Below are 15,439 nucleotides of genomic sequence, written 5' to 3' on the forward strand. Positions count from 1 at the left end.
GGTGGTGGCCAGCGGGGCCACCGGGCCAGGCGTCGTGACTCCGGTTCACCCGAAGGGACCAGCCGGGAGAAAAGCCGGACCGGGCACTACTCTGTGCGACATGAAGACGGACACCGTGGCCGCCCGGGGTTCGGGCGCCGTTCGCCGGGTGCTCGAGGCCGAGATCGAGGCCGCCCGCGCCCGGGGCGCCGAGCACCCCGGCGTCGTCGACGTGGGCGGCGGCAGTGGCGGCTGGGCGGTGCCGTTCGCGGCGGCCGGTTGCCAGGTGACCGTCGTGGAGCCGAGCCCCAACGCGCTCGCGACGCTGAAGCGCCGGGCCGAGGAGGAAGGCGTCTCCGATCGCATCACGGTGATCGCCGACGACGCCGACGCGCTGGGCCGCCACATCCCGGCCGGCTCGGCCGACCTCGTGCTGGCGCACGGCCTCCTGGAGATCGTCGACGACCCGGCCGCGGTGCTGGCCGCCCTCGCGGCGGCGGTCGCCCCGGGCGGAGCGGTGTCGGTCCTGGTGGCCAACCGCCACGCGGCGGTGCTGCACCGGGCCCTGGCGGGCCGGGTGGCGGCGGCGCAGCAGCTGCTGACGAGCGTCGACGGCATCGCCCCGGGCGACACGGTCCTGCGCCGCTTCGACGGCGACGGCCTCAAGGCCCAGCTGGAGGCGGCGGGCCTCGAGGTGACCCTGCTGCAGGGCGACCGGGTGATCGCGGACCTGGTCCCGGGCGGCGTCCGCGACGAGGACCTGGCGGCGTTCGAGCAGGCGGCGGCCTCGTCCCCGGCACTGCGGAACATCGCGGGCCGCCTGCACGCGCTGGCGCGCCACCCGGGCTGACGCCCTGGGGCGCGGGTTTCGGCCGGCGTGCCCGGGTCACACCGTGGTGCCCGCCGCGCCCGCCCGGAACTGTCGGTGGTGGGCGGTAGCGTCCCCCTCGTGGGGCGAAACGCTGAACTTCCCGGCGGCATGGGCCGGTTCCGGGTCCGGCCGGGGGAACCGCTGCCGGACGACGCCGGCTGCGGAATGCTGCATGTCGACATGGATGCTTTCTTCGTGTCCGTCGAGCTGCGGACGCGGCCCGAGCTGGCCAGCAGGCCCGTCGTCGTGTCCGGGGGTGGGCCGCGGGCCGTCGTGGCCGCCGCGAACTACCCGGCGCGCAAGTTCGGCGTGCGCTCGGCGATGCCGTTCTCGACCGCGAAACGCCTCTGCCCGCACCTGATCAACATCCCGCCGACCGCGGGCCTCTACGGCGAGGTCTCCCGCGGCGTGATGGGCATCTTCCGCGACCTCACCCCGCTCGTCGAACCGCTCAGCCTCGACGAGGCCTTCCTCGACGTCAGCGGCGCGCTACGCCGCCTCGGTGCGACGCCGGCCCAGCTCGGCGCGCGGATCCGCGACCGCGTCGCGGCCGAACACGGCATCACCTGCTCGGTCGGCGTCGCGAACGTCAAGTTCGTCGCGAAGCTCGCTTCGGGCATGGCGAAGCCGGACGGCATGGTCGTCGTGCCGGCCGCGGAGACCCTCGCGTTCCTGCACCCGCTGCCCGTCTCGGCGCTGTGGGGCGTCGGCGCCCGCACCGAGGAGCACCTGCGGCGGCTCGGCCTGGACACCATCGCCGACGTCGCCGCGTTCCCGCCCGACCGGCTGCGCAAGTCGCTCGGCGTCGCGGCCGGCGAGCACCTCTACCGGCTGGCCCGCGGCATCGACGAGCGCGAGGTCGTCACCGAGTCGCCGGACAAGTCGATCGGCGCCGAGCACACCTTCGACGTCGACCGGCACGACCGCGCCGAGGTCGGCCTCGAGCTGCTGCGACTGGCCGAGCGGGTCGGCGCCACGCTGCGCGGGCGGGAGGTGCGCGGCCGGACGGTCTCGATCAAGGTGCGGTTCGCGGACTTCCGGACCATCACCCGGGCCCGCACGCTCGTCTCGGCCACCGACGTCGCCCGCGAGATCCACGCCGTCGCCGTGGCGTTGCTCACGGAGCACGCGCCGACCGGCGCCGTGCGGCTGATCGGCGTCCGGGTCGAAGGGCTCGAAACCGGCGAAGCGGGCGAGCAGCTCGTGTTCGATTCACCGGCGCCGCGGTGGCGGGACGCCGAGGTCGCGGCCGACGTCGCCCGCTCGAAGTTCGGCTCCGCGGCCATCCGGCCGGCCTCACTCCTGGCGCCGCGGGAGCCCTGAACCGGTCACGATCGGCGATCGTGACGGTCCGTCAGCCCCCTTCGGCCCGGATTTACCCCAATTCGATCCCTTCTGGATGCGGGATCGGGTAGTCGTCCGGGCGCGGGCCTCGTATCCTGGACAGTGCCACCCCGCCTGGGGTTGGCTGTTGGGTCCAGAACGTTGCGCGGCCCGGCGCCCGCGACAGCTGTGCCGGAGGAGGAAAGATGCCACTCTCCGAGCATGAGCAGCGGCTGCTCGATCAGATCGAGCGCGAGCTCTATGCCGAGGACCCCAAGTTCGCATCCACGGTGCGTGGCACCCGGTTGCGTCGCCCCGCTCGCCGACGGCGTATTCAGGGCATCGCCCTGTTCGTAGTGGGCGTGGCCCTGCTGGTGCTGGGCGTGGTGGTGCCGCAGTTCCGGGTGGCCGACATCCCGCTGATCAGCGTGCTCGGGTTCCTCGTGATGTTCTTCGGGGTCATGTTGGCCGTCACATCGATCCGGCACGGCGCCGAATCGGACGGCAAGGGCGGTGGACCGGGCTCACGAGGCGGCAAGCAGCAAGGCCGCCGCAGCTCGTTCACCCAGCGGATGGAGGAGCGCTTCCGCCAGCGCTTCGAAGAGCAGTAGCGCCGCAAGACCACGAGATCCGCGTCCCGCCCGCCCGGTGGGACGCGGATCTTCTTGTGTGCTCAGCTACGTTTGAGGACCGGTTCGCCGCCGCGGTGACCGTCGGTGACCCCCCGGACGGGTGAGCCCCGCGTGCCCCGCTCCGCGACCCGCGTGACCAGCCCCGGATCCCGTGTGAGCAGAACCGGATCCCGCGTGATCAGGGGCGAAACTCACGTGATTCCCGGCGGATCTCGCGTGCTGCCTGGAACGGTCAGTCGCGGTTGCGGAAGATCGAGCGCGGGAAGAGGCGGCCCTTCCAGGACAGCGGGGCGTTGCGGTGCAGGCTCCGGCGCAGGTGGTCGAACGCCGAGGGCAGCGTCGGGTCGCTTTCGCCGTCCTGGCCGTACCAGGAGCGTTCCACGACCCCGATGACCGTGCGCAGGCCTTCGCGGCCTTCGTCGTCGAGGTGGTGCTTCTTCGCCAGCTTCTGCCCGGCCACCCGGACCGTGTCGCCCGGCGGGATGGGCAGCCCGCGGTCGGCGCACTCGGCGCGCAGTTCCGACCACGCCGCGTCCGCCGCGCCCGGCCGTTGCCCGACGATCTCCTGCAGCCGTCGCCGCCGGCCGACGTCGCGGGCCGCCGACGGGCCGAGCAACGCGGCCAGCAGCAGCACCACGATCAAGCCGAACCACCACGACAGCAGCGACGAGAGCACGCCCAGCACGGCCACCCACAGCACCGTGGTGATCAGCGGCATCCAGTTCGTCAGCACCGCCCCGAGCCCGGTCCGGGCCGGCGCGCTCTCCGGCGTGACCCCCGGCCGTCTCCGGTAGAGGATTCCGCCGACGACCACCAGCAGGGTCGCCAGGATCGCGAAGCCGGCCAGCACGTACACCAGGATCCACGCCCAGGCGGGCGTGCCGTCGTCGGTCTGCTGGGTGTCCTGGGCCTGTGCGTTCGGCCCGGTGTCGCGGGGCACGCCGGTCGGCGCGGCGCTCGACTGCACCGTGCTCGGCGCGACCTGCGTGTCGTCCGGCTGGTCGCCGTTCTCGCCGCCGGCCTGCAGGTACGACGGGGTGATGCCGCGGCCGTCGGACAGCGGGGTCGGGTCGAACGTGACCCAGCCCTTGTCGCCGAAGTACACCTCGACCCACGCGTGCGCGTCCTGGGTGGTGATCGACAGGTAGTCGTTGACCGGGACGCCCGGGGTGAAGCCGATCGCCACCCGCGACGGGATGTTCGCCACCCGCAGCATCACGGCCATCGCCGAGGCGAACTGCTCGCAGAAGCCCCGCTTGCCCTTGAGGATGAAGTCGGCGAGGGCGTCGGCGTCGTTGGCCGGCGCGGTCTGCGTGTCGTAGACGAAGCCGTTCTGCGCGGTGAAGTACTGCCAGATCGCGCTGGCCCGGTCGAAGTCGTTGGACTTGCCCGCGATCAGCTGGTCGGTCTTCGCGCGGACGCGGTCGTCGACCCGCTCGAGCTGGGTGTAGCGCGGCGGGAGGTCGTCGACCTTGTCGGTGACGCGCAGCTCCTGCGCCGTCGGCTCCTTCAGCGACGCGTATTCGGTGTAGGACGGCGGCACCTCGCTGCGGGTGGTGAACACCGTGCCGCTGACCTGGTCGTAGAGGTAGCCGCTGCCCGCGCCGTCGATCGCGCGCGGCGCGCCGTAGACCGGCAGCCAGTTGTCGCGCCAGCTCGTCGGCTCGACGTCGACCCGCCGGGCCGGGCCGGCGCCGTCGTCGCCCGGGGCGGGCGGCAGCTGCGGCGTGATCGGGATGCCCTGCTGCGACCGGCCGTCGTCGTGGATGCCCCAGCCCTTGTTGGGGTAGTAGGTGTCGAGCGTCATCGCGCGCAGCAGCCGCCGGTCGGTGCCGAGGCCGCGGACCTTGAACAGCTCCCGGTTCGCGCCCTGGTCGAGCATGCCGCGCAGCTCGGTGAACGGCTGGATGCCGAACCCGCCGGCGCCCGCGCCCGGGCCGTCGCCGCCGTTGCCGAACGGGATCCGCCCGACCGTGCCGACCCAGGTGATCGCCCCGCCGAAGAGGCCGAGCACGACCGCCGCGGCCACGACCGCGACCGGTGCCGACAGCACACCCGGCTTGCCGCTGCGCCCGGGGGCGTCGCGGGTGCGCCAGCGCTGGTGCCGGTGGTTGCCGTCGACGGCGAGCAGGCCGGCGAACGCGGCCCCGCCGAGCAGGAACGTCCACCAGGGCAGCATGTCCTCGGACAGCGCGGCCGGCACGGCGTAGACGCAGAGCAGCACGAGCCCGGTCGCGGCGGGCGCCGCGGCGGCCACCGTCAGCGTGTCGACCAGGACGGCGACCAGGCCGATCAGGATCGTGATGAGGCAGAGGATCGGCTGGCTGCCCTCGACCGGCGGCAGCCCGACGCGGATCTGCTCGGCCGCAGCCGAGAGCGTGTTCCCGAGCTCGGTGAAGGCGTCCGGGCCCGGCACGACCAGCAGGATGCCGTGCGTGGTGAAGGCGCCGGTGATGAGGAAGAGCAGGACCAGCAGCTGGCCGAGACCGACCAGCACGGTCGGCACCTGCAGCGAGCGCAGCGCGAGCCCGGTGGCGCCGATCAGCAGGACGGCGACGAACAGGTAGCCGAACCAGGCCAGGCCGGCCACGACGCTGGTCACCGACGTCGCCGCGCACAGCGTCGCGATCGCGGCGCAGGCCGGGGCGAGCAGGCTGGCGCGCCAGGCGGAGAGCGGGTGCTGGGAGGACGGACGCCGGGGCGGGGTGGCCGACGGGCGCGGCGGGGCGGCGGTGCTCATCGGTTCCCGCCGATCAGGGTGCCGCGGCGGGCGCCGGCCTGGCAGAGCTCGGCCCACACCTGCGGCATCGGCGAGCCGGGGCCGGCGATCACCACGCCCCAGCCGGCGGCGCGCAGCAGCGCGGCCGAGTCCTCGGTGGCGGCGGCCCGCTGCTCGGGCGCGCTCACCCCGGCCGACCACGTGGGCGTGTCGAGCAGGACGGCGAGGCTGCGGATGCCGCGCGGGCGGAACTGGGTCAGCTCGTGGACGGCCTCGGTGCTGACGGTGCCGAGCACGGCGATCAGCTCCTGGCCGTCGGCCGGGTCGCGGGCCAGCGTGATGTCGCGCTGGTGCGCCGGCTGCAGCGCGGCGAGCGCGTCGAGCACGATGTGGTCGTAGTGGTCGCCGCCGTCGCCGGGGGTGTCGGCCAGCGTGACGCCGTGCTCGCTGACCAGCCGGACGCGGTGCCCGGCGCGGCGCAGGTGCAGCGCGGCCGACGCGGTGAACGACACCGCCCACTCCAGGCTGGCGGCGGGACCGGAGCCGTGGTGCGCGGCGGCGCGGTTGTCGAGCAGCACCGTGGTGCCGCCGCGCCAGGGCCGTTCCTCGACGCGGACCATGATCTCGTCGCGGCGGGCGGTCGAGCGCCAGTGCACCTTCCGCAGGTCGTCGCCCTGGCGGTACTGCCGGACGATGACGTCGGCCTCGCCCTGCCCGGCGTGCAGCCGGACGGTGCCGTCGTCGCCGACGCCGATGCCCGCGCCGCTCGGCAGCCCCCACAGCGCGACGACGCGGGGGACGACGACCAGCCGCGAGTGCCCGATCAGCTCGCGTTCGAACTCGCACAGCCCGAACGGGTCGGTGATCGTCGCGCGCAGCGGCCCGACCTGCTGGATCCCGCGCAGCACCGGCTGCAGCGGGTAGCGCAGCGCGACGCGCCTGTCGTGCGGGAGCCGTTCGACGACGAACCGCGGCCGCGAGCCCAGCGCGTACGGCACGCCGTCCTCGAGCAGGATCTCGCCGGCCGGCAGCCGCCCGCTGCGCCACAGCTCCAGCTGCACCTCGCCGTTCGCGCCGACCGCGACGCGCTGGGGGTGCAGCGCCCGGGTGGCGCCGATCCGCAGCCGCGTCGCCGAGATGAACACGGCGACCAGCAGCGGCAGGGCCACCACGAAGACGGCGACCCGCAGCAGGTCGCGTTCGTTGAGGACGAACGAGCACACCGCGGCCGCGAGCCCCGCGGCCAGCAGGCATCGGCCGCGGGTGGTCAGGCCGGACAGGGCACGCAGCATGCGGTTCTCTTCACCTTCGCCGAAGGGACTACTGGCGCGGGCCGGAGCCCTGGGGCACCGGGACGCGGTGCAGGACCGCCCGCACGACGTCGGTCGCCGAGCGGCGGGCCGCGTGGGCCTCGGTGGTGAGCATGAGGCGGTGCGCCAGCACGGGGACCGCGACGGTGTGCAGGTCGTCCGGGACGACGTAGTCGCGGCCCGACAGCGCCGCCTGGGCGCGCGCCGCGCGGACCAGGTGCAGCGTCGCGCGCGGGGACGCGCCGAGCCGGATCTCCGGCAGCTGCCGCGTCGTGGCGACGAGGTCGACCGCGTAGCGGCGGACCTCGGGGGCCAGGTGCACGCCGCGGACCGTCTCGATCAGCCGGTGCACGGTCTCGCCGTCGGAGACCGGCTGGAGGTCCTCGATCGGGTTGTGCCCGGCGTGCTCGTCGACCATGGCCAGCTCGGCCTGCTGGTCGGGGTAGCCGATGGAGACCCGCGCGGTGAAGCGGTCGCGCTGGGCTTCGGGCAGCGCGTACGTGCCTTCCATCTCGATCGGGTTCTGCGTCGCGATCACCATGAACGGCTCTTCGAGCTTGTAGGTCGAGGTGTCGACGGTGACCTGGTGCTCTTCCATGCACTCCAGCAGCGCCGACTGCGTCTTCGGCGAGGCGCGGTTGATCTCGTCGCCCACCACGATGTTCGCGAACACCGGGCCGGGGCGGAAGTCGAACTCGCCGGACTGGCGGTTGTAGATGGAGACGCCGGTGACGTCGCTCGGCAGCAGGTCCGGGGTGAACTGGATGCGGCTGACCGTGCAGTCGATGGACCGGGCCAGCGCCTTGGCCAGCGACGTCTTCCCGACGCCGGGCACGTCCTCGACCAGCAGGTGGCCCTCGGCGAGCAGGGTGACCAGTGCGATCCGGATGACGTCGGGTTTGCCGACCAGCACCCGTTCGACGTTGGCGGCGATCTTCCGGGCGGCCTCGTGCAGTTCGTCCAGCGACACTCTGCCCGGCCGGGCGTTCACCCGGCCGTTGCCCGAGGCGTCCGCCGGATAAGGCGGTCGCCCGGATGCCTGCTCGCCCGATCCGGGCGTCGCAGACTGGATTCTCGACGTCACTCGACCTCCTGGTGGCGCATGGCTGGGCGCGGAGTGCGCACCAGCCGGGCCGGTCGGCCCCCTGGCTGCTGTCCGCGCAGCGACCAGCCTTCCATCCAGTGTGTCAAACCCGGGCGAACCGAGGGGCGGAACCCCGCGAAGCCGCCGGCCGGACAGTCGCGATGGCGGTCGATGACACTGCGCAAGCAGGGACGATACTCCGATCGGGTGCAGTGTCACCCGATTCCGGGTGCTCCTGCTGACGCCCTGCACTGTCGTACGCTCTTCTTGTCAGAGGTCGCCCGACTGTTTCCGCTTTCGGAGAGGCGTAACCGCTTATGAGCGAGGTGCGAACGCAGCCGCCGTTCGACGTCCGCGGGTTCGCGGTCGCGCCGGAACTGGCGACCGACGCCTACGCGAAGCTCGGCCAGCTGCAGGACGTCGTCGGCGAGATGGTGCGCGAGGCCAAGGTGCTCGGCCGCAGCGTTCCGCTGGGCGGCGGGTACGCCGGGGAGATCGGCAAGTTCATGGCCGAGTACGGCATCGGCGGGCAGGGCTCGGCCGTGCAGCAGCTGACCGCGTTCGGCAAGGAGCTCGAGACGCTCAAGCACCGGATCGGCCAGGCGCTGGCGAAGTACCAGCACGCCGACGAGACGGCGGCCGACGGCGTGGACTGCACGGGTGGCTGACAGCGTGCACAAGAAGTATCTGTGGGCCCCGGCCGTCCTGCTGCTCGCCGCTTGCGGGCAGCAACCCGCGCTGCCGGCCGTCGCGGGCGGCGCCTCCACCGTGGCGCCGTCGACGTCGCGGCCCCCGGCCGAGCCCGGCACGCTGGCCGCGCTCGACCCCTGCACGCTGCTCTCGCCGCAGGACCGCTCCAGCGCCGGGGTGAGCGTGCTCGGCAAGCCGAAGGACATCGCCGGCGCGCGGGCGTGCGACTGGACGGTGCCCGCGAGCTTCGGCGTCACCGTGACCCTCGACGAGCGCAACGGCCTGGCCGACCTCGCCGTCGCGAAGAAGACGGCCACCAGGACCACGGTCGGAGCCCACCCGGCGCTGCGCGTCTCGGACAAGAAGGCCGCCGACGGCACCTGCGCCGTGCTGCTCGGGGTGGGGGACTCCGGCAGCGTCCAGGTCGACGTCAGCAACTCCGGCTTCACCGACACCACGCTCGCGTGCCGCCGCGCGGGCACGGTGGCCGGGCTGGTCGAACCCAAGCTGCCCTGACCCGACGACCGGAAGGTGTGCCGTGCCCGACGCCGAACCCCCCGTCCCCGCCGCGCGGTACGAGTCCTACAGCCACGAGGCGATGGCCGCCGAGGTCGAGCGGGACAACGACCCGGTCGCCGCGGGCGAGGTGGGTGCCCGCTGGGACGGGCTCGCGAAGCGGCTGCACGAGTCGACCGCCGACCTGGCCGCGCTGATCGCCGGCACGCACGAGACCTGGCAGGGACCGGGCGGTGACGCGGCGCGCGCCTCGCTCGGCCGGGCCGCGCAGTGGCTGTCGCACTCCGCCGCCGTGTCGGCGTCGGTCGGCACCGCGGTCGGCGCGCAGGCGGACGCGGCCGCGCGGGCCCGGGCCGACATGCCGCCGCCGGTGACCTACGACCCGGCGGCGATGATCCGCGACGCCGCCGGCGCCGGCAACATCCTCGTGCTGGCCGGGCTGGCCGACGAGATGGAGGCGCGCCGCGCCGAGGCGGAAGCCGCGCGGCAGAAGGCGATCGACGTCCTCCGGACCCGGGACACGGCCCTGCACGGGCACGTCCCGGCCGAGACGTTCGCGGCCCCGCCGGCGCTGGGGCAGGCTTGATCCGCGTCTCCGCGTCGGCGTTCGACATCCTCTGGACGGACCTCGGCCACGACCGGCCGCCGGAGCCGCTCGGCGTGCGCAGCGTCGGCGGCACCGACGAGGAGCGCGAAGGAGTCCGCAAGGCGGTGTACGAGAACCTCGCCGGGCGCGGGCTCTACGACGGGACCCGGCTGGAACCCGCGCTGGCGCACCGGCTAGAGCTGCTCGCGGCGGGGGAGGTGTTCGTCGCCTGCGAGGCACTGGCCGACATGACGGCGGCGGTGCCGTTCCGCGCGGTGGCGGCGGTCCGCGGCCGCCGCGGCGTGCTGGCGACCCAGCCGGAGCAGACGATCAGCCTGGACGGCATCCGCGAAAGCGAGCTGTGCACGGCGATCGTCGACGTCCTGCCGGAGCTGACGGCGGGCCCGGGCTACGGCGTCAGCCTCGCCGCGGCCGCGCTCGCCTCCGGCGTCGAAGACCCGGTGTTCGCCGAGCGCGGCGCACGCTCGGCGGCGTCGTCGGCCCAGCTGCGGGAGGTGCTGGCGATCCAGGCCCGCCCGGTGTACGCGGCGGGCCAGTTCAGCGTGAGCCGCCGGGCCGCGTCGGGCCGGGTCGAGCGCACGGGCGGCTTGACGTGGTTCGACACCGACGTCGGCGCCTACTGCGCGACGAAGACCGCGGGCCGCGGCGGCCAGGAGTGGGTGACCGTCACCCCGGTCGACAGCGCCCGCCTCGCGTCCCGCGTCGCCGCTCTGGTCACCCCCGAAGCCTGAGCCGGGTGCCCGAAGGGGCACGAACCGTGGCCGGACGGGCAGTCCCGGTGACCAAGCCCGGGACCCGCGTGATCGACGGCGGAAGTCACGTGATCGGGGCCGTGACTCGCGTGATCGAGGGCGGAACTCGCGAGTTACGGGTCCCGTCACGCGAATGGCGGCTGTGGTCACGCGAGTTACGGGTTCCGTCACGTCGGTGTGCTGGTCACCCGGGTTCCCCGCTTCTCGCCACCCGCGTCCCCACCGGACCCCACCCGGATCCCCACCGCACCCCACCGGAGTCCCCACCCGGCCCCACGGCGGGTGGTACTGGTTCTTTCGCGGCCGTTATGCGGACGTTTCGGGGGCAGCTGAGGTTGCTTTGGTCCACCACCGCGGGGGATCTTGGCCACGGTGCCCCACCGCACCCCCCACTCACCCCCACCTTGCTGACCAGCGCAAACGGGAGACACGACGGAGTGAGACGCGGTTTTGTCGCGTTGACTGTGGTGAAAAGTGGGGTACGGTGGTGGCCAGTGGGGCGGAAGGGAAGCCCCGGAGCCGCAGCCAGTGGTCCGCCACCGGATGCGGTAGGGAGGTGGAGGCCGTGTTCCTCGGCACCCACACCCCGAAGCTGGACGACAAAGGGCGGCTCGCGCTGCCCGCGAAGTTCCGCGACGCCTTGGCCGGCGGGCTGATGCTCACGAAGGGGCAGGACCACTGTCTCTTCGTCTTCCCCCGTGCCGAGTTCGAGCAGATGGCGCGCAAGGTCGCCGAGGCCCCGTTCACGAACGAGGCCGTCCGGGCCTACCAGCGTTACCTGTTCGCCGGGACGGACGAGCAACGCCCTGACGGGCAGGGGCGCATCAGCATCGCGCCCGAGCTCCGCCGCTACGCGGGGCTCAGCAAGGAATGCGTGGTGATCGGGGCGATCACCAGGCTGGAGATCTGGGACGCCGAAGCGTGGCAGGGGTACCTGGAGGAACACGAAGACAGCTACGCGAAGGCTCGAGAGGAAGTACTGCCGGGCGTCTTCTAGGCGCGTGGTCGCGGTGCACCCACGTCGTCGGGGGACGGGGGTACGCCACCGCCCGCGCACCGTGGAGACGCCCACCCGGATGCCGTGAGGCCTCTGTCCGCTCAATGGCCCTGGTGCACCTTCCCCGGTACCAGGTCAGCAGCGGGCGGACAGGGACCTGACGGCATCCGCTGCATTTCCCCCCGAGTCGCCCACGGAAAACGGGCACCGAGAAAGGGGGAGGGGACATGACGGCACCCGAGCACGTCCCGGTGCTGCTCGACCGCATCGTCGAGCTGTTCGCTCCCGTGTTCGCCGACCGCGACGCGATCCTCGTGGACGCGACCGTCGGGCTCGGCGGGCACTCCGACGCCATCCTCGAAGCCTTCCCGCGCCTGCGCCTGGTCGCTCTCGACCGGGACCCGGCCGCGCTGGAGAAGTCCGCCGAACGCCTGGCCCGCCACGGCGACCGCGTCGACTTCGTGCACACGATCTACGACGAGCTGCCCGAGGCACTGGCCGGGCTGGGACTGTCCCGTGTGGACGGCATCCTGTTCGACCTCGGCGTCTCCTCGATGCAGCTGGACCGCGCCGAGCGCGGGTTCGCCTACTCGAAGGACGCGCCGCTCGACATGCGGATGGACCCGACGACCGGGTTCACCGCCGCCGACGTCCTCAACACCTACGCCCCCGGCGAGCTGATCCGGATCCTGCGCGACTACGGCGAGGAACGGTTCGCGCAGCGGATCGTCCGGTCGGTCGTGAACGCCCGCGAGAAGGAGCCGTTCACGATGAGCGGGCGCCTGGTCGAGCTGCTCTACGACGCCGTCCCGGCGGCGAGCAGGCGGACCGGCGGGCACCCGGCCAAGCGGACGTTCCAGGCGCTGCGGATCGAGGTCAACGGCGAGCTCGAAGTGCTGCGCCGGGCCATGCCCGCCGCGTTGCGCGCGCTCGCCGTCGGCGGCCGGATCGTCGTCGAGTCCTACCAGTCACTGGAAGACCGGCTGGTCAAGCAGGCACTGGCCGAGCTCGCGAAGTCCCGCACGCCGGAAGGACTTCCCGTGGAGCTGCCGGGGCACGGACCGGAGCTGAAGCTCCTGACCCGAGGGGCCGAAAAGGCCGGCGAAGAGGAGACCGAACACAACCCGCGCGCCGCTTCGGTGCGGTTGCGGGCCGCCGAGAGGATCGGAGAGCCGCGATGACCGCTCCCACGAAGCGCCGGGCCGGCGGGCCCGCGACGCGCAAGCGTGACAGTAGTGTCGCGCGCGGGACCACCGTCGAGGTGGAAACCGAGCCGAAGACCGACGAGCCGGGCCAGGCCGCGCCCCGGCGCGCGTCGCGCGGGCGGACGTCCGCGGCCGAGCGCGCCTACGCCCGCCGCGCCCAGCGCGCCGACCTGCTGAAGGAGCGCGAGCCCCGCACCGCGCCGAAGGCGAAGCCGGCGGAGCGCCGGGAGGACGTGCCCAAGCCCAAGCTGAAGCTGCGGCTGCCGAAGTCGCGGGCGTCGTTCGTGCTGCTCATGATGGCGCTGCTGGCCGCCGGCGTGGCGACCACGCTGTGGCTGACCACGCAGGCGATCGCCGACTCCTACCGCCTCGAGCAGCTGCGCACCACCAACTCGAACCTGGCGGAGACGAAGGAGCAGTTGCAGCGCGACGTCGCCAAGGCCGAGTCGCCCGCGTCGCTGGCCCCCGCCGCCCAGCAGCTGGGCATGGTGCCCGGTGGCGACCCGGCGCGGATCCTCGTCGGGCCCGACGGGAAGACGTCGCTGGTCGGCGAGCCCAAGAAGGCCAAGGCGGACACCCCGGCGGTGCCGGCCGCGCCGCCGGCCGCCCCCGCCGCGGGCACGCAGTCGCAGCAGGGCGCGCCGATCGAGGGTGACCAGCCCGCGGTGCCCGCCGAAGACCAGCCGGCGCCGCCGCCGGCCCAGCCCGGGGGTCAGTGATGGCCGCGAGCCGGGGCGGCCAGGCCCGGGCGCGCAACGCGGGCAGCGCGCGGCGGACCTACGCCGCCGGGACCCGGAGCGCGGCCGCGAGCCGGGGCAACGGCGGCCACCGCAGCCGGTTCTCCGCGGTGCGCCTCATCCTGGTCGCCGTGCTCGTCGTCGCGGGCGCGAAACTGGTGCAGGTGCAGTGGTTCGAGGCCGGCGAGCTGTCGCTGGCCGCGGAGAAGCAGCGCACCCAGACCATCGACATCCCGGCCCAGCGCGGGTCCATTGTGGACCGCAACGGCGCCAAGCTGGCGTTCAGCGTCGAGGTCCGCACGCTGTCGGTGAACCTCAAGGCGTTCCACAAGAGCATGGACGACCTGGCCGTGAAGACCCCTGGCACGAAGAAGACGTTCGACACCGAGACCGCCGCGGCCGCGAAGTACATCGCCGCGAAGGTGCCGAGCCAGCTCACCGAGCAGCAGCTGCTGGACCTGTTCCACAAGCAGGCGTCCTTCACCTACCTGGAGAACAACGTCGAGCCGTCGGTCGCCGCCGACATCGTCAAGCAGTTCCCCTGGATCGGCGTCGAGAAGCGCGCGCTGCGCGAGTACCCGGGCGGCAGCCTCGCCTCCAACATCGTCGGCGCCGCGAACTGGCGCTCCGACGACCCGGTCGTCTCCAAGCACAACCTGCACGGCCTGGTCGGGCTGGAGCTGGTCCGCGACAACGACCTGGCGGGCACGCCGGGGCGGATGCTGGTCAACACCAAGAACGGCAGCGACAACGTCGTCATCCCGGGTACCGAGCGCGACCTGCAGGCCGCCGTCCCGGGGTCGGACCTCGAGCTGACCATCGACTCCGACCTGCAGTACGAGGTGCAGCGGCAGCTGACGGACTACGTCCAGCAGTCGCACGCCAAGGGCGGGCAGGCCGTGGTCATGGACGCGAAGACCGGTGAGGTCTACGCGCTGGCCAACGACAAGTCGTTCGACCCCAACGACCAGTCGACGTGGACGACCGACGACCTGGCCAACCCCGCGGTCACCACGCCGTTCGAACCCGGCTCGGTGAACAAGATCGTCACCGCCACCGGGGCGATCGAGTACGGCGTCGCGACGCCGGAGTCGACCACCGCGGTGCCCGGCGCGCTGCAGATCGCCGACAAGACGGTGCACGACGCCTGGACCCACGGCACGCAGAACTTCACCACCGCCGGGATCTTCGCCAAGTCGTCCAACATCGGGACGCTGCTGCTGGCGCAGAAGATCGGCCCGGACCGCTACTCGGACCTGCTCAAGAAGTTCGGGCTCGGCCAGCGCACCGGCGTCGGCCTGCCCGGCGAGAGCGCGGGTGTGGTGCCGGCGCAGAGCCAGTGGTCGGCGACCACGTTCGGCAACCTGCCGATCGGGCAGGGCCTGTCGATGACCGTGCTGCAGATGGCCGGGATGTACCAGGCGATCGCGAACGACGGCCTGCGCGTCGAACCGCGGATCGTCAAGGCGAAGGTGAACCCGGACGGCACCACGGTGCCCGAGCCGGCGCCGAAGTCGGTGCAGGTGGTTCCCGCGCCGACGGCGAAGACGGTGCGCGACATGATGCGCGCGGTCGCGCAGAACGGCAAGGGCCTGCAGAAGGGCACCGCGCCGACGGCGGCGGTCGAGGGGTACCAGATCTCCGGCAAGACCGGCACCGGCCAGCAGGTCGACCCGCGGACGAAGGCCTACAGCGACCACCTCTACAACATCACCTTCGCCGGCATCCTGCCCGCCGACCACCCGCGGTTCGTCGTCGGCATCCGGCTGGACGCGCCGGACACCACGCTGCCGGTGGGCCACTCCGCCGCGCCGCTGTTCCACACCATCGCCTCGTACCTGACGCAGCGGTTCCAGATCCCGCTGTCCGACGGCCCGGCGCCGGAGGTCCCGCTCATCGAACCGTGAGCACAGTCCGTGAAAGCCCCCTCACCGCGGTGAGGGGGCTTTTCCGTGCTCACCGTCCACATCGGCCCCGCGCGTGCGGGAAACTGTTGCGCCGCAAGAGGGTCTGCCGG

Annotated in this window: 14 protein-coding genes; 11 read left to right on the forward strand and 3 right to left on the reverse strand. The window is 73.2% G+C overall.

Going from position 1 to position 15,439, the window contains the following annotated elements; translation table 11 throughout:
* The first annotated feature begins 100 nt into the window (after nt 1-100).
* The 3 genes from OG570_RS25645 (at nt 101) to OG570_RS25655 (ending at nt 2,784) form a co-directional block, all read left to right on the forward strand.
* Entirely contained in the window at nt 101-829 is a 729-nt protein-coding gene (locus OG570_RS25645) for a class I SAM-dependent methyltransferase (RefSeq protein WP_326951849.1), read from the forward strand.
* A gap of 129 nt (nt 830-958) precedes the next feature.
* A complete protein-coding gene (dinB, locus tag OG570_RS25650; RefSeq protein WP_326960150.1) occupies nt 959-2,173 on the forward strand; it encodes a DNA polymerase IV in 1,215 nt (404 codons plus the stop codon).
* A gap of 206 nt (nt 2,174-2,379) precedes the next feature.
* A complete protein-coding gene (locus tag OG570_RS25655; RefSeq protein ID WP_326943027.1) occupies nt 2,380-2,784 on the forward strand; it encodes a DUF3040 domain-containing protein in 405 nt (134 codons plus the stop codon).
* A 253-nt stretch (nt 2,785-3,037) separates the two neighbouring features.
* Here the strand turns inward: OG570_RS25655 and OG570_RS25660 are convergent, their stop codons facing one another.
* The 3 genes from OG570_RS25660 to OG570_RS25670 are packed head-to-tail and all read right to left on the reverse strand — an operon-like array spanning nt 3,038 to nt 7,918.
* Complete coding sequence (locus OG570_RS25660) at nt 3,038-5,545, reverse strand: DUF3488 and transglutaminase-like domain-containing protein (RefSeq protein WP_326951455.1); 2,508 nt, start codon at nt 5,543-5,545, stop codon at nt 3,038-3,040.
* Complete coding sequence (locus OG570_RS25665) at nt 5,542-6,816, reverse strand: DUF58 domain-containing protein (protein WP_326951454.1); 1,275 nt, start codon at nt 6,814-6,816, stop codon at nt 5,542-5,544. The genes OG570_RS25660 and OG570_RS25665 overlap by 4 nt, the downstream gene beginning before the upstream one ends.
* 28 nt (nt 6,817-6,844) lie before the next feature.
* A complete protein-coding gene (locus tag OG570_RS25670) occupies nt 6,845-7,918 on the reverse strand; it encodes an AAA family ATPase (RefSeq protein WP_247054601.1) in 1,074 nt (357 codons plus the stop codon).
* A 317-nt stretch (nt 7,919-8,235) separates the two neighbouring features.
* Here OG570_RS25670 and OG570_RS25675 point away from each other — a divergent pair, with 317 nt between their 5' ends.
* The 8 genes from OG570_RS25675 to OG570_RS25710 all read left to right on the forward strand — a co-directional run bounded on the left by OG570_RS25675 (nt 8,236) and on the right by OG570_RS25710 (nt 15,329).
* Nucleotides 8,236-8,586 (forward strand): hypothetical protein, encoded by a 351-nt coding sequence (locus OG570_RS25675; protein ID WP_247054599.1) that lies wholly within the window; start codon nt 8,236-8,238, stop codon nt 8,584-8,586.
* A complete protein-coding gene (locus tag OG570_RS25680; protein ID WP_326951850.1) occupies nt 8,579-9,124 on the forward strand; it encodes a DUF3558 domain-containing protein in 546 nt (181 codons plus the stop codon). The genes OG570_RS25675 and OG570_RS25680 overlap by 8 nt, the downstream gene beginning before the upstream one ends.
* Nucleotides 9,125-9,206: 82 nt before the next feature.
* A complete protein-coding gene (locus OG570_RS25685) occupies nt 9,207-9,710 on the forward strand; it encodes a PPE domain-containing protein (RefSeq protein WP_326951601.1) in 504 nt (167 codons plus the stop codon).
* Nucleotides 9,707-10,462: an ESX secretion-associated protein EspG gene (locus tag OG570_RS25690; RefSeq protein ID WP_326951851.1), complete on the forward strand. Its 756-nt coding sequence runs from the start codon at nt 9,707-9,709 to the stop codon at nt 10,460-10,462. Before OG570_RS25685 ends, OG570_RS25690 begins: the two co-directional genes overlap by 4 nt.
* 586 nt (nt 10,463-11,048) lie before the next feature.
* Entirely contained in the window at nt 11,049-11,480 is a 432-nt protein-coding gene (gene mraZ / locus OG570_RS25695; protein WP_247054593.1) for a division/cell wall cluster transcriptional repressor MraZ, read from the forward strand.
* Between the two features lie 227 nt (nt 11,481-11,707).
* Complete coding sequence (gene rsmH, locus OG570_RS25700) at nt 11,708-12,661, forward strand: 16S rRNA (cytosine(1402)-N(4))-methyltransferase RsmH (protein WP_326951451.1); 954 nt, start codon at nt 11,708-11,710, stop codon at nt 12,659-12,661.
* Nucleotides 12,658-13,404, forward strand: coding sequence for a hypothetical protein (locus tag OG570_RS25705; protein WP_326951450.1), 747 nt, complete (start codon nt 12,658-12,660; stop codon nt 13,402-13,404). Before rsmH ends, OG570_RS25705 begins: the two co-directional genes overlap by 4 nt.
* Nucleotides 13,404-15,329 carry a peptidoglycan D,D-transpeptidase FtsI family protein gene (locus OG570_RS25710; protein WP_326951449.1) on the forward strand — a complete coding sequence of 642 codons (1,926 nt, stop codon included), beginning with the start codon at nt 13,404-13,406 and terminating at the stop codon, nt 15,327-15,329. Before OG570_RS25705 ends, OG570_RS25710 begins: the two co-directional genes overlap by 1 nt.
* Nucleotides 15,330-15,439: the final 110 nt, after the last annotated feature.

This window comes from Amycolatopsis sp. NBC_01286 (assembly GCF_035982555.1).
In the GTDB taxonomy this organism is placed as follows: domain Bacteria; phylum Actinomycetota; class Actinomycetes; order Mycobacteriales; family Pseudonocardiaceae; genus Amycolatopsis.